Consider the following 19,400-nt stretch of genomic DNA (forward strand, 5'->3'; position numbering starts at 1 on the left):
GCTATTGGTAGAGCTTGCCACCGGATTCCTGCAAATAGCAGGAAGGGCAGAGAGACTCATAGCCCACATGAACCCCGTCAATAGCCACCTGGTCACCGGCAAACACAAAACGACCGTCTACAGTGCGCCCATTAAAGAGAGCCTTGCGGCCGCAGCGGCAAATAGTTTTAAGTTCTTCAAGGCTGTGCGCGATTTCCAGCAGACGGGCTGAACCGGGAAAGGCCCGCGTCTGGAAGTCCGTGCGAATGCCGTAGCACATGACGGGAACATTCTCCTCCACCGCGATCCGCATCAGGTCATCAACCTGGGCAGTGGTCAGGAACTGGGCTTCGTCGACTAGCAGGCAGGAGACAGGCAGGTGCCCGTGAAGCTGTTCCTGCCGGGCGTGAGGTTCAGCCGCCGCATGGAAGAGCTCACGCACAGAGTCCTGATCACCCACGAGGAAATCCGCGGCGCGAGTAACCCCCAGGCGGGAAACAATGGCAGTGTCCCCCTTAGTGTCGAGCTGTGGCTTAGCAAGCAGAACCCTTTGACCGCGCTCCTCATAGTTATGGGCCGCCTGTAAGAGCGCAGTGGACTTACCAGAGTTCATCGCCCCAAAACGGAAATACAGCTTAGCCACGGTGGCCCTCCCAGCTCCTAATATGTACAAACCACCTTATTCTAGCCTTTCACGGCCGCATCTGATGAGTCAGCGCATCCAATAGATAAACACCCCGCTACCGCCCTCTCCAACCTGACGGAGGGGGCAGTAGCGGGGTCTGCAAACAGCCAGCGGCGTGGGCGTTTATTGGGCTTGGCCCACCTCAATACCAGAAACATCCACCTGTTCCAGAGGGATCCTCTTAGAACCGGTAACCAGCTTATGAACCAGCCAGACACCAATGATAATAGGCAGGCCGATGTAGGCGGAGACCACTTGGAGCCACAGACCTTCAAAGATTGCGTTGTAGTTCTGACCAGCAATCACCATAAGGCACATAAGCAAGGCTACGATGGGGCCCAGGGGGAAGAGAGGGGCCTTATAGGGCAGGTCATTGACGTCGTTACCCTGAGCAACATAAGCCCGGCGGAAACGGTAGTGACAAATAGCCACACCCACCCAGGTGATAAAGCCTGACAAACCTGAAATATTAATAAGCCAGGTGTAGGCAGAGCCCTCACCAATAACCGCTGAGGCGAAGCCAAACAGGCCAATAGCGGCAGTCATCAGCAGCGCAGGCATGGGGATGCCTCGGGCGTTGACCCGGGTGAAGATACGGGGTGCGCGGCCTTCAAGGGCAAGAGCGTAGAGCATACGGGATGAGACGTAGAGACCTGAGTTACCGGCTGACAGGATAGCAGTCAGAATAACCGCGTTCATGACCGAAGCTGCAAAAGCAATACCCAGGTTCTCAAAAACCATAGTGAAGGGTGAATAGGCGATATCGGTTTCACCGGTGCGCAACAAGTTGGGGTTGGTGTAGGGAATGAGGGTACCGATTACGGCAATCGCTCCAATGTAGAAGAGCATAATCCGCCAGAATACGCTCTTAAGCGCCCGGGGCACATCGCGGCGAGGGTTCTGGGATTCGCCTGCGGCAACACCGATCATCTCGGTGCCCTGGAAGGAGAAACCCGCAACCATGAAGATCGCCATAATCGAGACGAAGCCGCCCTTGAAAGGGGCCTCGCCGTTCGTCCAGTTAGCAAAGCCGTTGTTGTGGTTGCCCAGAATGCCAAAAATCATTGCAATGCCGGCAATAAGGAAGACGATAACGGTAATGACCTTAATGGTGGCCAGCCAGAACTCAGATTCACCGTAGGAGCGGGCCGAAAGCACATTGATACCCAGGATGAGAGCGAGGAAGACACCTGCCCATACCCAGCCGGGGACACCCGGCAACCAGTAGGACATGATGACGCCCGCAGCGACCAGCTCCGCGGCTACGGTAATTGCCCAGTTAAACCAGTAGTTCCAGCCCATAGCAAAGCCAAAGGAGCTTGAAACATAGCGGGAGGCAAAAGTTTGGAAGGAGCCCGCTACCGGCAGGTGCGCTGCCATTTCGCCCAGGGACTGCATCAGGAGCAGCACCATAAAGCCAATCAGGATATAAGCCACTAGGGCACCACCCGGACCGGCTTCTGCAATAGTGGAACCTGATGCCACAAACAGACCGGTACCGATAGCACCGCCGATTGCGATCATAGAGAGGTGCCGGCTAGCTAGCCCTCTTTTAAGCTCTTCTTTAACCTGCCCGGTAGGTGCAGGGTGTGCTTCAGGAGACATAGTGTGCTGCTACTTTCGCTGGTAATGAGTCCCCAACAGTTTTGCTTAGGGGGTTTAAGACAAACTTTAGACTACCAACCGCGCAGGCCACATACCACCGGGTATCACGTGATATAGCTTTACCCGGCAAATGTCCTAGGCATTTTCGTTGATGAAGGTGATTTTTGAGCCGTGCTCGACCGTGCGAGATACGGTGCAGTCCTTCTCAGCAGATAGTCGGATGAGTCGGTCCACCATTGACTGAGCTTTTTCCCCAGCTTCGGTTGCGGCGAAGCGGACCTTAAAGCTGACTTCAATATCGTCCATTCGGACGGCGCCGTTTTCGTCAACCTGGCGGATGCCGGAAGAGGTGACGCTAAATTCCTCTGCTTCTGCGCGGCGGCCGGTGACAACGTCCACGTCGATAGCTGAGCAACCGGCAATAGCGGCTAACAGAAGCTCAACAGGGGTCAGTAGCCCCTCCCCCTGACCGAATTCAAGGCTGTCGCCCTTGGCGTTGGTTGCGCGGTAGTGGCGGGAGGCAGTCCGCTCTACCGTGACGGCCCGGTAGTTGGGGTCTTGGGTGCGTTGGTTAGCGGTATTCTCACTCATGGTTTCTCCTGGGTAATTGTCCTAAGCGTGGTTGCAGTTTCAACTGGGCAGAGACAGAGTTTATTCCCTGCGGCCCAAGGGTAGGTTAAGGGGCTTTGAGAAGCTTCATTGTGATACGGGAGTCCACCCTGATAACAGAGTCGTGCCGGGCGGCGACCTCTGAAAACCAGCGTTCGTAGGCAGCTGAGTCTTTGACTCTAACCTTAATGTAGTAATCAGGTAGCCCGTACATGCGGCGGAACTCAACCACGTTCTCGCTGGCCATAATGGTGTTCTCAAAATCCTCAATGCTCGCAACATCGTTGCGAGATAGGTCAGCAAAAACCAGGACTTCAAACCCCTCGTCCATGGCCTCATAGTTGATGCGAGCGCTGTAGCCTTCGATAATTCCTTGTTCTTCGAGCCTGCGTACCCTGCGGAGGCAGGGGGCCGCAGTGAGGCCTACGCGCGCCGCAAGTTCCTGGTTAGTCAGCCGACCATTGCGGGTGAGCTCATTGATTATTGCCCTATCTAAAGAATCCATATACATATATTGCCAGCACATAGCACTCTCAGCAATTATTCGCAAACACCTTGCTCTCGTTTTTCTTTAAACTGGCCGTATGCACATCACGAAAGAAACCTCAACCACACCCGATATTGTCGGTGAGCATGTCGCTACCCTACCCGGTGAAAGCGGCTTTAAAGAAGGCATGCGAGTAGCGGGTATTTTGTGCATAGGGTTTATGGTCATGGGTATGGGCTTAGGCGTACTGGTCGCTTCGGTTGGCTTACCCTGGTGGGTTGCGCCTGCACTCTCAGCGATCGTCTTCGCCGGCTCGGTGGAATTTCTGTTGGTTGGGCTCATTGCCTCGGTAGCGCCCCTCTCACTGATCGCCTCAACTACCCTACTCATGAATGCCCGCCACCTGGTCTACGGTATCTCTTACCCGCTACAGAATGTTCAGGGGAACCTAGCTAAAGCGGTCGCCGTATATCTGCTCTGCGATGAAGCCTACGCAGTCAATACCGCACCGGGCTCCCAGGGCTTTCGCGGGAGTCGCATTTTAACCGTATCTGTGGGTCTCTGGGTGAGCTGGTGGGGCGGGTCAACTCTAGGCGCTCTTGTAGGCGCCACTTTCCTATCGCATCTCAAAGGCGTGGACTTTGTGATGACCGGTATGTTTATTCTGCTCTCTATCAACGCCTATAAAGCAGTCAGGGATAAAACAACGGCGGCGCTGGCAGCCCTCTCCTCGATAACTGCCATAGTGTTCTTCCCCCATTCCATCTTGCTTCTCTCTCTCCTGGGCCTTGTCGCCTTGCTGACGATCCGCCATTATGCCCAGCCTAAAACAGCCCTACAGGAGCTGCCCCGTGCCTAGCACCAGTTACATCCTCTCCGCTATTTTTCTCTCCGCAGGCATCACCTTTGCCCTGCGGCTGCTTCCTTTTGGCATCAAAAATGCGCTCAAAGACTCAGCCCTCGTCACTGATTTGGCCCGCTGGGTACCCTTAGGGGCTATTATCTGCCTGGGTTTTTATGTGATTGCAGACATTGACTATTCTTCCTGGCAAACAGCTACCCCCTACTTGGCCGGAACCCTTGTGACCGCCGCCCTACATCTTTGGCGCGGAAACCTCGCCCTTAGCCTCCTGGCGGGAACAGCAACCTGCGTTATTCTGGCTAACTGGGTTTTCTAAGCTAGGTAACAGCCATCATAGATAAGGCCCCCGTTCCTGCCAGCACTGGCAGGAACGGGGGCCACATGATACAAGCGGTCAAGGCTTAAAGAGCAGCAAGTGCGGCTTGATAATCGGGTTCGCTGCTAATTTCATCGACCAGCTGGGTATAGATGACCTGGCCTTCGGTGTCCAGAATAAGCACGGATCGGGCCAAGAGACCGGCCAGCGGGCCATCAGCGAGGGTTAGGCCAAAGTCTTTACCAAATGATGAACGGAAGGCAGAAGCAGTCACGACGTTTTCGATGCCTTCTGCACCACAGAAGCGACCCAGGGCAAAAGGAAGATCCTGGGAAACACACAGAACCACGGTGTTCTCCAAAGCAGCTGCCTGCTGGTTGAAGGTGCGCACCGAGCTGGCGCAAACGCCGGTATCGATGGAGGGGAAGATATTGAGGATTACCTTTTTACCGGCAAAATCGGCGGATGAAATCTCACTCAAATCGGTCTTGACCAGGGTAAAGCTGGGAGCCTGTGAGTCAAGGGTGGGCAGTTCGCCGACGGTCTGAACGGCGGTGCCTTCTAAATGTGTAGTAGCCATAGAATCCATTGTGTCCTGCTTAACCAGGCTATGCAAGAGGTTGCGCTGTGGGCGTGCAGTTATGCTCTAGCCCACTGGAGCTTTAGGGCAGTCATCCTTGGGGCGTGTCGACACTTTCGTGACATCTTGTAGCCAAAAAGGTGTCGGGTTTAGAAGATGTTCTAAAGTGGATTCTGTGCCAAAACTAATAGACCATGAGGAACGAAAACAGGAGATCGCTCACGCAGTCTGGCAGGTGCTGACGCGTGAGGGAGTACGAGGTGTCTCGGTACGGACCGTTGCCGCCCAAGCCGGGATCTCTACCGGCTCTTTGCGCCATGTCTTCCCCTCTTTTGAGGAGATGATGCTTTTTTCCCTGGACTTTGCAGGAAAAAAGTTTATCCGTTCCCTCACCAACCGGCAGTTTGAAGGCCAGCTACTTGACAATTTGGAAGAACTTTACACCTACCTTTCGCCGGTTTCAGAAGACGGACAACGATTCACGACAGTCATAGCAGGCATGCTGGCAGACATGCGAATTTTCCCTGATATTGCAAAAATACTCCAAGAACATGAGGCGGACTTTATATATGCCTATGGGTTCTTGTTGAGCCAGCTTCGAGCTCATGGCTTCCTCAAGCCGGGGCTAGATATTGACCTGGAGGTGGAGAAGCTCGTTGCCTTGCTCTGGGGCATTAACGCGCTTTACGCTCTCACAGATGGTGAGATCAGCACGCAGGAACTTACCGAACCTATTATTGTGCAGTTCGAGACACTCCTGAACATCTTTATCTCCCCTGTCTGCCAGGATGCCTCTGCTGACCCTCAGGAGTTTGTCCGTGCCTAAACTCATCGACCACGAAGCCCGGAACCGGGTAATTGCCCAGGCTCTATGGAAACTGCTCAATGAGCGCGGTGTTAGTGCCGTTACCGTCAGGAATGTTGCAGCCGAGGCCGGGATCTCCATGGGATCGCTGCGTCACTCTTTTAATAACAGGGTGGAGCTTCTCACCTTCGCCTTTGACCTTATTGGGCAGGAAACAGAAGCCAGTATGAAAGCTGTTTCTGTCGAAGGCCAGGATGTTCTCAACACGGTTAAAATTCTGGAGCATTTTCTCCCCATCACCCCGCGTTCGCAGGCAATCTCCCGTATTACTCTCAGCATGGTTTCCGAACTACGCCCAGTCCCCGGTATCAAGGATATTTCGATCAAAAGCCTTGAACGGATTCGCTCATATTTTTATAACATGCTGGTCTACCTTGATAGTACTGGTCAGATTAAAACTGGCACTCATCTGAAGGTTCAGGCTAATAAGCTGACTACCCTTAGCTATGGGCTCTCAACTAAGGCTGTGATTGGTGGGCGGGGGTCAGAGCCCGTCAACATCAGCAGGATTTTCCGTTCCTGCATGAACGAGATACTGGTTACCCCGGTTGCCTATGCCACCCAAGAGGACATCGATGAATTTATTCGGCTTTCTGAAGGCGTTGGCGCCTTCCGCTCATAGTCTTGGCCGGTACACCGGTTAGAGCAATTTTTGAGCTGTTCCCACATATCTACGGTGGCCCTATCCCTCTTAAGGCTCTTACGGTTTGCAGAGAACACCAGTGGAAGAGGCAGTAAAAAGCCCGCCTACCGTATAGAGCTCTAAACGGTCGACGGGCTGGAGTTGCTGAGGTCCCTAGGCAGTAGCTAGCGGGCCTTCGTCCTCGGGGGCGGTGACTGGATCTGAGATAACATCTGCAGGTGCTTGCTCGACTGCTTCATCGGCGGCTTTCTCTGCCTTGGTTTCGATGCGGGTCTCTTTGATTTCTTCTACTTTTTCTTTGGTTTTTTCTACAGCCGTTGAAGCTACTTCTTTGGTTTTCTCGGCAACCAGAGGAGCTTTATGGCGAATAGTTTCCCCTGCGGCCTTCACATTCTCTTGAACAGTAGGATCATGCAGAGCTTTGTTAGCCTGACTCGTGATCTTTTCATAGCTCTCGCGACCGGCGCGGGCGCCCAAAACATAACCCACACCGATACCCGCAAGCAGAGCTAAACGTGCTTTCATAATATCCACCTTCATATAGTTCTATAAGCAGTATCTACACAGTACGCCCAAACCCTAAATTGCCACAAGGGGGAAAGCCTCTCCAGCCATAATTATCAGTGAGCTTGTAGGTTTTCTGGTTGAGTCTCAACTCTATTGGTATTCCAACTTTACTTGTAAGTTTTAGTATTTTGCTGCGGTGAAAATCATTAGGGGCTGGTCCTCTCCCCCAGTAAAAGGCTCACAACTCCAGGAACGGTAACAGTGCTCCACCCTTAGACCAGCTTGCTCTAAGGCTTCAGTAATCTGCTCATAGCTTCTAAACTGAAGCCGCTGAACGGTATCAACCGTGTAGCCACTCTCCAGAAATTCTCTGTGCGAGCGCATAACCACAACTCCCTGTTGGTCCGGTGGCTCAATCACTGTGGTTTCATTCAAGCGGCCAATAACTGTCTTACGTGTAGTCTGCTCGTGACTCCATCGTTCCCAGGCACGATTTTCGGGATTGCGGGTCTCGAAGGCTAGCCGCCCGCCAAGTTTCAGTCCATGTGCAATATGTTTGAGAGCCTTGTACCACTGATCCCCAATCATATGCATAGCTACATTGCCACTCATTATCACCAGGTCAGCGGAGTGTGGCATGATCTGATCGCTTGTTCCCACCTGCCACTCTACGCAATGTGCGCCCGGGCGATGTTGGGCATACTTAATCATGGCCGGAGCTGGGTCTATTCCTATGACAGATCGACCAGACCCGGTGAGGGTAACAGTAAGGATTCCGGTGCCACAGCCCAAATCGACAATGGACTGGGCCTGTGTCGCTGTAGCTAGACGGCGAAAGAAATCGTGGTCTTCCCCGTCAGGGTTGTCCTCATCGTAGATTGCTACTAAATATGAATCATCAAACTGAGAAGCCGTTCCCTTAGCTTTTACGCCTCTGCCAAGCATTAGTTAATCTTTTTTACCACAGAAGATTTGAGGTAGATCTGGCCAGCGCCGGGAACCTTGGCCTCAAGGTCATGGCCGTTGATAGGGCTCTCCAGTAGGCGGATACCGCGCACCTTGGTGCCAGCTTTAATATCCGCGCCACCTTTAACTTTTAGGCCCTTAGTAATGGTCACTGCGTCACCGTCGGTTAGCTCATTACCTACCGAGTCCAGGACCTTGCTGCCGGCTTCATCAGGCTCAGCGCCCTTTTCAGCCTCAATCCACTCGTGGCCGCACATGGGGCAAACCCACAGCTGCCCCTGCTGGTAGGAGTATTCCTCAGCGCACACTGGGCAAGCTGGCGTGTATTCTTCAGACATGACGCTTCCTTCGAACGGGTCAAGAGACTACTTCACCCCTCATTATGGCAGATACACAGGGCGCGCCCCGCACGCCGGGCCACAGGCACAGGGACGCTGACACAGCGGTTAGCAGAGCTAAAAAGTACTGTAGCCCTCTCTACTCATTACAACTCCCCTGCCGGTCTTAGTGTTCCAGCAGGTCATGGCCTCTTGTGCCGACTCACAGGCCAGGTGCTGGGAGTAAACGCTGGTCCCATAAGGCACCACCTGGGCAGAACCACCAGAAGGGTTAGACTGGTTCATCATGAAGAAGAGGGCATCACCCCGTGCCCCTAGCTCCACCTGCTGGACCGAATCATCCAGCGGGAAAATCCACCGGGCAAGCAGTGCTGAGGGTTCTGTGTACTTCCTTTCCTCCGCGTAGGAGACCACCCCGCAGACGGCTGTGGTAGTGCCTCTAACATCGCACCCGATATTGCCTGAGGGGCTCACGAGAATACCAACATTCCAGTTCTCGCTGACCGGGTAGAAGGAGGTGACAGGAACCGCACCCTGCGGGATGTAGCCTTTTCTTTCAGTCAGCGGTGGGGCGGTAGTTTGATGGGCGGCCCCCGGCTGCTGGTTGGTGGGGTTTGCTGTCGCAGGGGTGGATGAGCTTGCAGGAGCTGTTGGGCTAGCGGAGGTACTAGCGGTAGCTGGTGAGACAGTGACGGTGGGTGAGCTAGACGGTCTAGGGCTTTCGGTTGAGCTTGGTGAGAGGCTCATGGGGGAACTGGCTGATGGGTTACTGTCAGTTCCCGGCTCAGGGCCGCCGCAAGCGCTTAGCACTAGTAGGCCACTGCACAGTAGGAGAGAAATTTTTTTGGCGGACATTTATCCTCCTGCAGGTCCCTTGAGTGTTGTCTCTTTTTCTGTTCCTGTTTAAGCCAGTATAGGGCTCGCACATCGTTTGGCCCGTCTGCTGGCCTGGACCTCAGCAAGGGATTAGGGCTCTAGTTTTTTACCTCTGGGCAGGATCCCTCCGGCCCAGAGAGCGGCAAGGACGAGCAGGGGCTGGAAGAGCAGACGGACAAAGCGCTTGGCATCAGTATCTAGCCCGAAGGCATCAATCCCTTGAAGGTACTGGTTGATGTTGCCGGGGAAGATGAGGACGTAGAAGAGAGCTAGCGCTAGGGCTACTGCCCTACGGGAGCTTTGCGGGGCAAAGAGTAAGCCCAGACCGAAGCCTAGCTCCACCAGCCCGGAGGCCACCACAACCAAGTCTGGATCAAGTGGTAGCCAGACAGGCACCTGGGCCAGGAAGGACTGGCGGGCGTAGCTCAGGTGGGCGGTACCAGCCAAAAGCATGAAAGAGCCCAGAAGCAGGCGCACAAAGTGCTGAGAGTATCGACGCATACCCACCATTATCGTACACAGCTCACACAAGAGCATCATCAGAGGGTGATAACTCTATAGGGCACCTTACCAAGCTAATTCTCAACAGATAATTTATATCAATCCGCGCTGTGAGGTGATTACCAATATATTGTTCGCTACTGAAGCTAGCCTTGGTATTGCTTATAAGCGTTCGGCTGCGAGTCCCCTTGTCAAAAGGAGATGAGACTTACGGCTAAAGGAGTTATTCCTTTACTTATTCTGTATCCTCGATATCAATAACTGCCTCAAGGACGTTTTCCACATCCTGCTCAAGATTTTCATCCGAAACGTTCTCGGCACTATCAAAAGTGAGCACAAGGTTATACTTCTCTGTCAAGAAACGCTGACGATACATGTAATCAGCAGTGGTCGCCACCTTGTTCAACATTTTTGCGTTCATACCAGCCCCCACCACAATTCCCAGCACGGGGACAGCTTGTGCAAGTTTATTCTTAGTCATCTTCACGCCAAGCGCTTGATAGATTTTTCGGATGAGGGAAGTTACAGCGCTTTTATTCAGCTGATCCCAGGTATTTCTACGGGCAATATCGCCGATGAGCTTATTCATTGCTAGAAATGCCGACTGCTTCTGGGCATTACTTCCGCCAGACAGAGCCATACTCAAGACGGAAGACATGAAGACCTTCTCATTAGGATACGTAGTATCGTAGCCATAATATGTAGCAGTTTCTGCAATAACTCTACTCGCCATTGTGAGAACCGCGGCCACGTCACTTGCTATTGCGCTGGCAGTAAGAGCTGCACCAGGGAGTGCGCCCACACCCCCTATTCCTACCCCTGCCAGGGCACCTGTTGTTCCTCCGGTAGTTGCAAATCCAACTGCCGCACCCTCTGCAGTGGCAACGGCCGTGTACCCTAGGTCAAGCCTGGGCTTGACCTTAAGAATCTGTTTGAGTTCTAGCTCTGCGATATCTTCTAGCGAGTCAAGTAGAACTCCCTTTTTCTCGTATTTCTTCAGAACAGCAGATTCGGTAACTGTTGCTGCGCCGGTATCACTCAAAAAATTGAGGACGCCCTCAACTGATTCCTTGAGAGTTGTGCCTAGATGCTCCACACCAGGCACTTCAGTAGCTTTCTCCTTGGCCGAAGTAGCAAATTCGCTTGCTTTGTCCTTTGCTTTTTCAAGTGATGTAGGAAGCTTAGGTGTTTTGTCTTTCTTAGCCTGCCATTTAATGATGTCATCCCAGTTCTGCCGGTCAAACTTATTCATTGCCGAGATGTCTACGTTTGCAAGACTCATTATTATCCCCTTTTCTGTTGGTCTAAGCTGATTTTAGAGTACAAAGTATCGATATGTAGGGCATAGCTGGTTAGCCTCGTTCCAACGTAGCCGTTTAGCTTCCCCTGGATAGCGTCTTATACCTAGCCAGTGAACAAAACGCAGGGATAATGGAAAAGACACGCTAGAAAGTACTTTTAGCCTAAAATAACGAATAGGTTTCTCTGGTGAACCGCTCCCTTCGATATCGTTAGCAAATGGCCCCGTCTGCTATACGTCCCAGCGGTAGGCTCTAGAAATCGGTAATACAAATACTCTTACCCCGGGCAAAAGCCGGTTCTTTATAAAGGGCTTCTCTTCGCTCCAGCGATAACCAAATCTGCGTCCCTGTGGGTAGTTGCTTGCGGCTTCTGCTTGACCCCACAAAAATCTTCAAAAAGGTGCTCATACCGGGGCGTGAAAACAACCAGAAGTCTAAATCGTTCTCTTCGCCAAAGCCCTTCAGCCGTTACAGACCTAAAAAATGAAAACCGAGTGGCGGCCTCCTACAGTGCCTGGGTGTCAAGGCTCGCTGGTCCTGTCATACTCTTAGTATCCTATGGTCCCCCTAGGACAAGGGAATAAGGTATTGTTGTCTCATCAAATAAAACCTCCCGGCCCTGTTTAGTACAGGTACCGGGAGGTTTTTATAAACTCAAAACAATCAGAGACTGACTAGACGTTGAAGCGGAACTCCACCACGTCGCCGTCCTGCATGATGTAGTCCTTACCTTCCATACGGACCTTGCCCTTGGCCTTAGCCTCAGCCATGGAGCCTGCGGCGTCCAGGTCCTCAAAGGAGACAATCTCAGCTTTAATGAAGCCCCGCTCAAAATCAGTGTGAATCACGCCGGCAGCCTGGGGTGCGGTGTCGCCCTGGGAGATAGTCCAGGCGCGGGTCTCCTTAGGGCCAGCGGTCAGGTAGGTCTGCAAGCCCAGGGTAGAGAAGCCAACACGGGCTAGCTGGTCCAGGCCAGATTCGTCCTGACCGTTCAGTTCTAGCATCTCGCGAGCTTCTTCCTCAGAGAGCTCCACCATGTCAGCCTCAAGCTTGGCGTCCAGGAAGACAGCCTCGGCAGGTGCCACCAGCTCACGCAGTTCCTGCTGCTTTTCCTCAGAAGCCAACACGCCCTCGTCCGAGTTAAAGACGTAGATGAAGGGCTTAGAAGTCAGCAGGTTCAGCTCCTTGAGCAAAGCCATGTCGATCTTGGCTTCCTTGTACTTGGAAATCAGGGTGTCGCCCTGTTCCAGTATGGCCTGAGCCTTCTTGTACTCCTCAAGCTGGGCGGGGTCGCCCTTCTTGATTTTGACGGCCTTTTCCAGGCGCGGGATAGCGTTCTCCAGGGTCTGCAAATCCGCCAGCACCAGTTCGGTGTTGATGGTTTCCATGTCAGAGGCAGGGTCTACCTTGCCATCCACGTGGATAACATCGGGGTCGTCAAAAGCCCGAACAACCTGGGCGATGGCGTGCGCCTCACGGATGTTAGCCAGGAACTGGTTACCCAAGCCTTCGCCCTCGGACGCACCACGTACAATACCGGCAATATCTACGAAAGACACTGTTGCAGGCAGGATACGTTCAGAACCGTAGATCTCTGCCAGGCGGGCAAGACGCTCATCCGGCAGGTTCACTACGCCAATGTTCGGTTCAATGGTGGCGAAAGGGTAGTTTGCCGCCAGGATGTTGTTTTTAGTCAGTGCGTTAAAGAGGGTAGATTTGCCGACGTTAGGCAGACCGACAATACCAATAGTAAGAGCCACGGAGATATAAGCCTTTTGTTGTGAAGAATCTTTTGCTCCCTAGTCTACTAGGTGAGCACAAGCGGTAGGGTGCCGGAGGTGCGTGAGAAGCCACAAACTTAGTTAGAGGGCGGTAATCAGCTACCTGCGCCAGGGGGCTAGCCCCCGAGCGTCCTATCCCCTGCCCCGTGTCCCTGCCCTGTATCCCCGCCCTGTACCCCTGTACCCCTGTACCGTGACAAATATCAGGGGTAAGTCGTGACGTTTAGCATCGGGCGCTAGGGCGGGCCAGCGGCAAGCTAGAAGTATGAAAACCGCAGTTGCAGCCTCTCACCTCACCCAGACCTTTACCAGCCACACCGGTACCGTTGAGGCAGTCAAAGACGTTAGCTTCACCCTGGCTCCCGGTGAAGTTGTTGCCCTCCTTGGTGAAAACGGGGCCGGTAAATCGACCCTGCTCGATATGCTCCTAGGGCTGGCCTCCCCCACGGCGGGGTCCGTTAAAATCTGTGGAACCGAACCGGCGCAGGCAGTCAGAGCATCCCGGGTAGCTGCCGTCCTCCAGAGCGGTGGCCTGCTCAAAGACCTCACCGTCAAAGACCAGGTAGCCATGGTCGCCGCAACCTACCCCACTGCACCCAAGGTCTGGGCAGCTCTCGAAGCCGCAGGTATAGCCGATATCGCCAATCGCAAGATCGCCAAGTGCTCAGGCGGCCAGCAACAAAAAGTCAGGTTCGCTATCGCCCTTTTGGGTGACCCAGCAATCCTTATGCTTGATGAACCCACTACCGGCATGGACGTCAAAGCCCGCGCGGCCTTCTGGGAGTCCATGCACGCCCAGGCCGCCCGGGGCAAAACCATTCTTTTTGCCACACACTACCTGGAAGAAGCCCAGGACTTTGCCGACCGTATCATCATGCTGTCCCACGGTTCAGTGGTTGCCGATGCCACCACCGAACAGATAAGGGCACAGGCAGGTGTGCGCACCGTACGTTTCCGCCTGGACGGTGGTAGCGAGCTAGCACTGACTGCCCAGCAACAAGAAGAATGGGGTGTCCAGCTCAGTCCAGCCCAGAAGGGCAGGTACACCCTGAGCTGTGTCGAGGTCGAGCGCTTCCTGGCTTTCGTGCTTGCTGAGTACCCCCTAACCCAGCTAGAGGTGACCCAGCCAACACTGGCTGAGGCTTTTAGTATCCTCGCCCGCACCAACTAACCACACACGCTAAGGATTCAGCTATGCAACTTCTCCGCTTTATGGGCTACGACCTTAAGCACTCCCTCATGAACTTTTCGTCTTTCTTCTACCTGCTTCTGATGCCGGTGGGCTTCTACTTACTCTTTGGGGCGATGCAGGACTACAGCCATATGGCCTTCAGGGACGGTGATGCTGCCGCCTACGTCATGCTGGGTATGGCGGTCTACGGTGCCGTCGTGGGCGCGGTATCATCTGCCGGCAATGCGGTGATTGAAATTGAGTCAGGCTGGGGCCGCCAGCTGGCCCTGACGCCAATAACCTCTCGCCAGCTCTTGGCCACTAAGACTGTCAACGCACTGGTGACAACAGCTCTGCCGGTGCTCTGCGTCAATCTAACCGCCCTGCTGACTCAAGCCAGCATACCTCTAGGCCAGCAGGTAGCCTGTGCCTTAGTCACCCTAGCCGTCTCCGCTATCTTCGTTGCCTACGGGAGCCTCATTGCCAGACTCTTCAAAAACGCCCGTGCCGTCTCTGTAGCTTCCGGTCTGTTGGTCTTCTTCTCCTTCTTTGGCACCACCTTCAGCCCGCTCTCCACGGACCTCTTGGCGGTTGCACGTTTCACCCCGCTCTACGGGGTTACCCAGCTCTCCCGTTACTTCTTCACCCGGGGTGATACCGTCACCACCGACCCCAACACCTGGTTTGTCACCGAGCCAGTCAGCTACGCCCTACTAAACCTGGCTTTCTGGGGAGCAGTCTTCATGGTGGGAAACTGGTTACTCCGCAAGCGCGTACATTCCCGCTAGAGTGAGACAATAGAACCGTGAACTTCTCCGCACTCAAGAACTTTGACAGAGTAGCAGCGGGTTTCTCAGGGATTTGGCTGGTCTTCCTGCTCTACCCGCTGAGCTACCTCCTGAACAACAGCTCTTTTACGTTCACTCAGAAGGTAGTCGGACTTATCTGCTTCCTCCTGTTCTCCCTGATCTACCTGCTCTCTTTTGGGGCCTACGATTTGCTGACCGAGCCTCGCCCCGTTTTCAAGACCCTCTACTGGAACCTGTTGCTCCTTCTTCCCGCTATTGGGCTATCTTCGATGCTAGGAGGATGGGGCTTCTACCTTTCCTCTTTCTGCGTGGCTCTCTGGGCTTTTCATGCGCCGCAAAGGGTTGGGATCATCGTCGGGGCTGTGATAGCCCTGGTGATGTCGGCCTGCTTAGTTTTCTTTTACCGGGATATCTTGTTCCGGGGTGGCTACGGATTCATTACCGGTTCCATTTTTGTGCTGGTCATGGCAACGCTAAGTTACTGGGCGGATCTGCGCAGGGAGCGGGAGGAAGAACTGGCTCGGGCTCAACAGGCTGAGCACATAGCCCGGGACGTCCACGATATTTTGGGGCATTCACTGACCGTTATCAACCTTAAAGCTGAACTTGCCGCGGCACTTGCCACGGCCCAGCCGGAGAAAGCCCGTGATCAGATGCAAGAGGTAGCGGTTCTATCGCGCACCGCTCTAGCGGAAGTACGGGCTACCGTGACCCGAATGAAGAGCCCCGATCTCGCTGGGCAGCTTGAAGCCGCTCGTAGGGCTCTGGAAACCGCCCAGATTAGGGCTCATCTGCCAGAACCGGCTAGGGTAGCGATAGCCGGGAATAATGCCACTCTTTTTAGCTGGGTACTGCGCGAAGCCATCACCAATGTCCTACGCCATTCATCGGCCCGTAACTGCTGGGTAAACCTAGATGCCGAACGAATCGAAATCATTGACGACGGCACCAAGGGCCCCTTTAAACCCGGTAACGGGCTGCTGGGCTTACAGGCTAGAGTGCAGGAAGCAGGCGGAGATTTGCTCATAGCCCACGGTAGCTCCACCCGTCTACTGGCTACGATGAACGGGGATACCTCACCCCTGACCGGCCCAGGAGGGAGTGCATGATTAAGATTCTGATTGCTGATGATCAGCAACTAGTCCGTGAAGCCTTGGGGGCGCTGCTGTCCTTGCAGCCTGACCTGGAACTAGTTGGCACCTGCGGGCGGGGAGACGAGGTCTTCCCCCTTGTTGAACAGAGCTCACCCGATGTCGTCCTCCTAGACATTGAGATGCCAGCAATGAACGGTATTGAGGTAGCTGCCCAGCTCAAAGAGCGTAAAGTAGCTTGCCGCTCTTTAATCGTGACAACCTTTGGCAGGCCGGGTTACCTGAGCCGAGCACTGGAGGCGGGGGCCTGTGGCTTCGTGGTCAAAGACACGCCGGCAGCCCAGCTGGCGGAGACTATCCGCAAGGTCCATGCCGGCCTGCGAGTGGTTGACCCGGCTCTGGCTGCCGAAAGTTTCTCGGTAGGGAGTTCGCCTTTGACCGACCGCGAACGTCAGGTCCTTGTAGGTGCGGAGAGAGGGGCCTCTGTATCAGCTATTGCCCAGAACTTGCATCTCTCCCAGGGGACGGTGCGTAATCATCTATCGAGCGCCATCACCAAGTTAGAAGCCTCCAACAGGTTTGATGCCGCCCGTCTAGCCCGCGAACGTGGCTGGCTTTAGAGGACTTGCTTTAGTGAGAGGCCCCGGTCAGGTTAAGCACCAAAACTCCGGCGATGATGAGGGCGATTCCCACTACTTTGGTGACTGTGACGGGTTCCCCTAAGAAGATTGCGCCGATTCCTACGATGGCCGCTGTTCCCAGGCCCGACCACAGGGCGTAGGCCACCCCCACGGGGATATCACGCACGGCGATAGAGAGCATATAAAAAGCTAGGCCATAGCTGGTGAGGCACCCCAGAGTAAAACCCCAGCGGGTGAAGCCTTCGGTGTATTTAAGCAGGCTGGTTGCTAGCAGTTCAGCGATAATTGCTATGGTCAAAAAGAGGTAGGGCATAGTCACCTATTGTGCCCATCAAAGCTCTAAAAGGCCAGAGACCCAGCCCACCCCAGCGCGGCCATGTGCTGGGGGCCGGGTTAGAGTAGAGATTATGGCTACACCAACGGTTCTTCTTGCGATCATTCTTGCCCTGGTTTTGGGCACCCTGGCCGGTTTCTTCTGGGGGCGGGCGGGCAGCGGTTCTACCGATGCGCTCCGCGAAAAAAATGCTCAGCTCACTGCGGATCTTGCTGCCGCCCAGCGGGCTGAGACTCTGCTAAGTGAGCGGGTCAGGGAGCTTCAGGCCCGGGCGGAGGCCGATGAAGACGTCCTACTGGCGCTAGCCCCGGTCAAGACCCAGCTGGCAACCATGGAAAAGTCAGTGCGTACCATGGAGACCCAGCGCGCCCAGCAGTACGGGGGCCTGGCTCAGGCTCTGAATGAGACGAATAAGACCAGCCACCAGCTCCGCGAGGTCACGGGCCTGCTTTCTTCCGCTTTGCGCTCCACCAGTGCCCGGGGTAGCTGGGGTGAGGCCCAGCTACGCCGTGTGGTAGAGGCCGCCGGCATGCTCCGGCATGTGACCTTTAGCGAGCAGAACACCACAGTAGCTACCGATAGCAGGGGTCAGGAGCGACAGATTCGACCGGATATGGTGGTTCATCTACCCGGCGGTAAAACGGTGGTACTCGATGCTAAGGTACCCTTGAGTTCCTACCTTGATGCCCAGGAGGCTGAGGGGCCGGTGCAGGCTGAGCTATTGGGCCGTCACGCTAAGGCTGTTCGCGCTCACCTTGATGCCCTGGCCTCTAAGCAATATTGGGCCGGTTTTGGGGCTTCACCGGAATTGGTGCTCTGCTTTATCCCGGTAGAGTCAGCCCTTTCGGCGGCACTGACCGCAGACGCTAAGCTCTTGGACTACGCCGCGGCCAAGAACGTAGCACTGGTATCGCCTGTATCGCTGTTGGCCGCGCTTAAGGCTATTTCCTTCTCCTGGCGGCAGGATGCTCTGACCGATAACGCCCGGGAGCTCTTTAACCTTTCACAGCAGCTCTATGAGCGACTCGGTACCGCGGGGTCCCATCTTGCGGGTATGGGTAAGTCCTTGGCGCGCACTGTTGATTCGTATAACGCGCTGGTGGGTTCCTTAGAGACCCGTGTGTTTGTGACCGCCCGCAAGATGACGGCTCTCTCCGGGGTGCAGGACGCTACCGGTCACCTGAGCCCCACCCCTTCGGAAGCTAGCCTTAAACCGCTGACGGCACCGGAGTTCATGACCTCCCTCCCCCAGTACCATGCGGAGAGTACCCAGAGAAAAGAGAACATCGGCCCTGAGCCTTACGACTCGTGGACCGATGAACCTCTTTTTGATGAATAAGGCTTAGCGGGTGGGCTTTGAACCTCGTCCGCCCAGCCGCATAGCGGGAGCACCGGTGTCGTTCTTCAGCGCAGCACGCAGTTCTTTGGGGAGGGAAAAGAGGATGTCTTCCTTAGCGGTTTCGTGTTCCTCAACATCGGTGTAGCCGTAGTCAGCGAGCAGGTGCAGGACCTCTTGCACCAGTACCTCGGGAACCGATGCACCGGAGGTCAGCCCCACTGTGGTTACGCCCTCAAACCAGGCTTCATCGACCTGGTGAGCAAAATCAACGCGCTCGGCACGCTGAGCACCGTATTCCTCAGCGACCTCCTTGAGGCGCACCGAGTTTGATGAGTTAGAAGAACCCACAACAATCACGAGGTCGCTCTTGGGAGCAATTTCCTTGATAGCACCCTGACGGTTTGAGGTTGCGTAGCAGATATCGTCTGAGGGCGGGTCCTGGAGGGTGGGGAAACGCTCGCGCAGGCGGGCAACGGTCTCAAGGGTTTCGTCCACCGACAGGGTTGTCTGAGAAATCCACACGACCTTTTCGGGGTCGCGCACAGTTACCCGGTCAACTTCGTCGGGCGAGTTAACAATCTGGATATGTTCGGGGGCTTCGCCTGCTGTGCCCTCGACCTCTTCGTGGCCGGTGTGGCCAATCAGCAGAATGTCATAGTCCTGCTTAGCAAAGCGGACCGCTTCCCGGTGCACCTTGGATACCAGTGGGCAGGTCGCATCAATAGTGTTAAGCTGGCGTTCAGCGGCAGAATCGACAACGGCAGGAGAAACACCGTGGGCTGAGAATACGGTGACGGCGCCCTCGGGAACTTCCTCTACCTCGTCCACAAAGATTGCGCCCTGAGCTTCTAGAGTCTCAACAACGTGTCGATTGTGCACAATCTGTTTGCGCACGTACACCGGAGCACCGTAGTGCTCTAGAGCACGTTCAACGGCGATAACCGCGCGGTCAACGCCAGCGCAGTAGCCGCGCGGGGCGGCCAGAAGTACTTTTTTGGGGCCGGTTGGTGCGGCGGCCTCAATTTCTTGGCGGGTCCGGCGCACACGTGGCACGGTGGGCAGGCCCAGTTCAATGGTCTTTTCGGCAGTGGACATAGTCTCTATCCTACGTTGT

General features: G+C 54.8%; 23 protein-coding genes. 9 read left to right on the plus strand and 14 right to left on the minus strand.

What is annotated here, in order from left to right; all coding sequences use genetic code 11:
• Position 1: 1 nt before the first annotated feature.
• The 4 genes from ACN08Y_RS00105 to ACN08Y_RS00120 form a co-directional block, all read right to left on the minus strand.
• On the minus strand, positions 2 to 622 hold the full coding sequence (locus ACN08Y_RS00105; protein ID WP_419099398.1) for a thymidine kinase: 621 nt from the start codon (positions 620 to 622) through the stop codon (positions 2 to 4).
• Between the two features lie 165 nt (positions 623 to 787).
• Positions 788 to 2,269, minus strand: a complete 1,482-nt coding sequence (locus tag ACN08Y_RS00110) for an amino acid permease (RefSeq protein ID WP_419111519.1) — start codon at positions 2,267 to 2,269, stop codon at positions 788 to 790.
• Between the two features lie 135 nt (positions 2,270 to 2,404).
• Positions 2,405 to 2,860, minus strand: coding sequence for an OsmC family protein (locus ACN08Y_RS00115; protein ID WP_419099396.1), 456 nt, complete (start codon positions 2,858 to 2,860; stop codon positions 2,405 to 2,407).
• Between the two features lie 85 nt (positions 2,861 to 2,945).
• Entirely contained in the window at positions 2,946 to 3,383 is a 438-nt protein-coding gene (locus ACN08Y_RS00120) for an Lrp/AsnC family transcriptional regulator (RefSeq protein ID WP_419104889.1), read from the minus strand.
• 79 nt (positions 3,384 to 3,462) lie between these two features.
• Between ACN08Y_RS00120 and ACN08Y_RS00125 the strand changes: the two genes are divergently transcribed.
• Positions 3,463 to 4,224, plus strand: coding sequence for an AzlC family ABC transporter permease (locus tag ACN08Y_RS00125; protein ID WP_419111520.1), 762 nt, complete (start codon positions 3,463 to 3,465; stop codon positions 4,222 to 4,224).
• On the plus strand, positions 4,217 to 4,543 hold the full coding sequence (locus ACN08Y_RS00130; protein WP_419099393.1) for a branched-chain amino acid transporter permease: 327 nt from the start codon (positions 4,217 to 4,219) through the stop codon (positions 4,541 to 4,543). Before ACN08Y_RS00125 ends, ACN08Y_RS00130 begins: the two co-directional genes overlap by 8 nt.
• Before the next feature lie 85 nt (positions 4,544 to 4,628).
• Here the strand turns inward: ACN08Y_RS00130 and tpx are convergent, their stop codons facing one another.
• Complete coding sequence (gene tpx, locus ACN08Y_RS00135) at positions 4,629 to 5,123, minus strand: thiol peroxidase (protein ID WP_419111521.1); 495 nt, start codon at positions 5,121 to 5,123, stop codon at positions 4,629 to 4,631.
• A gap of 175 nt (positions 5,124 to 5,298) precedes the next feature.
• Here tpx and ACN08Y_RS00140 point away from each other — a divergent pair, with 175 nt between their 5' ends.
• The gene (locus ACN08Y_RS00140) at positions 5,299 to 5,949 is read left to right on the plus strand and encodes a TetR/AcrR family transcriptional regulator (RefSeq protein ID WP_419111522.1); all 651 of its coding nucleotides are present in this window, start codon (positions 5,299 to 5,301) and stop codon (positions 5,947 to 5,949) included.
• Entirely contained in the window at positions 5,942 to 6,610 is a 669-nt protein-coding gene (locus ACN08Y_RS00145) for a TetR/AcrR family transcriptional regulator (protein WP_419111523.1), read from the plus strand. Before ACN08Y_RS00140 ends, ACN08Y_RS00145 begins: the two co-directional genes overlap by 8 nt.
• Before the next feature lie 174 nt (positions 6,611 to 6,784).
• On the opposite strand, the gene ACN08Y_RS00150 is transcribed toward ACN08Y_RS00145, so the two are convergent.
• The 7 genes from ACN08Y_RS00150 to ychF form a co-directional block, all read right to left on the minus strand.
• A complete protein-coding gene (locus ACN08Y_RS00150; protein ID WP_419111524.1) occupies positions 6,785 to 7,156 on the minus strand; it encodes a hypothetical protein in 372 nt (123 codons plus the stop codon).
• Positions 7,157 to 7,318: 162 nt separating this feature from the next.
• Positions 7,319 to 8,083, minus strand: a complete 765-nt coding sequence (locus ACN08Y_RS00155) for a class I SAM-dependent methyltransferase (protein WP_419110724.1) — start codon at positions 8,081 to 8,083, stop codon at positions 7,319 to 7,321.
• The gene (locus ACN08Y_RS00160; protein WP_419111525.1) at positions 8,083 to 8,442 is read right to left on the minus strand and encodes a zinc ribbon domain-containing protein YjdM; all 360 of its coding nucleotides are present in this window, start codon (positions 8,440 to 8,442) and stop codon (positions 8,083 to 8,085) included. The genes ACN08Y_RS00155 and ACN08Y_RS00160 overlap by 1 nt, the downstream gene beginning before the upstream one ends.
• Before the next feature lie 117 nt (positions 8,443 to 8,559).
• Entirely contained in the window at positions 8,560 to 9,297 is a 738-nt protein-coding gene (locus ACN08Y_RS00165; protein ID WP_419111526.1) for a hypothetical protein, read from the minus strand.
• A gap of 111 nt (positions 9,298 to 9,408) precedes the next feature.
• Entirely contained in the window at positions 9,409 to 9,819 is a 411-nt protein-coding gene (locus ACN08Y_RS00170) for a DoxX family membrane protein (RefSeq protein WP_419111527.1), read from the minus strand.
• A gap of 235 nt (positions 9,820 to 10,054) precedes the next feature.
• Entirely contained in the window at positions 10,055 to 11,101 is a 1,047-nt protein-coding gene (locus ACN08Y_RS00175) for an EcsC family protein (protein WP_419111528.1), read from the minus strand.
• Positions 11,102 to 11,794: 693 nt separating this feature from the next.
• Positions 11,795 to 12,880 carry a redox-regulated ATPase YchF gene (gene ychF, locus ACN08Y_RS00180; RefSeq protein WP_419111529.1) on the minus strand — a complete coding sequence of 362 codons (1,086 nt, stop codon included), beginning with the start codon at positions 12,878 to 12,880 and terminating at the stop codon, positions 11,795 to 11,797.
• A 286-nt stretch (positions 12,881 to 13,166) separates the two neighbouring features.
• Between ychF and ACN08Y_RS00185 the strand changes: the two genes are divergently transcribed.
• Genes ACN08Y_RS00185 through ACN08Y_RS00200 form a run of 4 tightly spaced genes read left to right on the plus strand, consistent with a single transcriptional unit; the run spans position 13,167 to position 16,592 of the window.
• Positions 13,167 to 14,072, plus strand: a complete 906-nt coding sequence (locus ACN08Y_RS00185) for an ABC transporter ATP-binding protein (protein WP_419111530.1) — start codon at positions 13,167 to 13,169, stop codon at positions 14,070 to 14,072.
• A gap of 23 nt (positions 14,073 to 14,095) precedes the next feature.
• Entirely contained in the window at positions 14,096 to 14,860 is a 765-nt protein-coding gene (locus ACN08Y_RS00190; RefSeq protein WP_419104901.1) for an ABC transporter permease, read from the plus strand.
• Between the two features lie 17 nt (positions 14,861 to 14,877).
• The gene (locus tag ACN08Y_RS00195; RefSeq protein WP_419111531.1) at positions 14,878 to 15,990 is read left to right on the plus strand and encodes a sensor histidine kinase; all 1,113 of its coding nucleotides are present in this window, start codon (positions 14,878 to 14,880) and stop codon (positions 15,988 to 15,990) included.
• Positions 15,987 to 16,592: a response regulator transcription factor gene (locus tag ACN08Y_RS00200; RefSeq protein WP_419111532.1), complete on the plus strand. Its 606-nt coding sequence runs from the start codon at positions 15,987 to 15,989 to the stop codon at positions 16,590 to 16,592. The genes ACN08Y_RS00195 and ACN08Y_RS00200 overlap by 4 nt, the downstream gene beginning before the upstream one ends.
• 10 nt (positions 16,593 to 16,602) lie before the next feature.
• On the opposite strand, the gene ACN08Y_RS00205 is transcribed toward ACN08Y_RS00200, so the two are convergent.
• A complete protein-coding gene (locus ACN08Y_RS00205) occupies positions 16,603 to 16,926 on the minus strand; it encodes a DMT family transporter (RefSeq protein ID WP_419099376.1) in 324 nt (107 codons plus the stop codon).
• Between the two features lie 94 nt (positions 16,927 to 17,020).
• Here ACN08Y_RS00205 and ACN08Y_RS00210 point away from each other — a divergent pair, with 94 nt between their 5' ends.
• Positions 17,021 to 18,286: a DNA recombination protein RmuC gene (locus ACN08Y_RS00210; RefSeq protein ID WP_419110732.1), complete on the plus strand. Its 1,266-nt coding sequence runs from the start codon at positions 17,021 to 17,023 to the stop codon at positions 18,284 to 18,286.
• Between the two features lie 3 nt (positions 18,287 to 18,289).
• Here the strand turns inward: ACN08Y_RS00210 and ACN08Y_RS00215 are convergent, their stop codons facing one another.
• Positions 18,290 to 19,381, minus strand: coding sequence for a 4-hydroxy-3-methylbut-2-enyl diphosphate reductase (locus tag ACN08Y_RS00215; RefSeq protein ID WP_419099374.1), 1,092 nt, complete (start codon positions 19,379 to 19,381; stop codon positions 18,290 to 18,292).
• Positions 19,382 to 19,400 lie beyond the last annotated feature (19 nt).

This window comes from Rothia sp. P5764, assembly GCF_048512965.1.
GTDB lineage: Bacteria > Actinomycetota > Actinomycetes > Actinomycetales > Micrococcaceae > Rothia.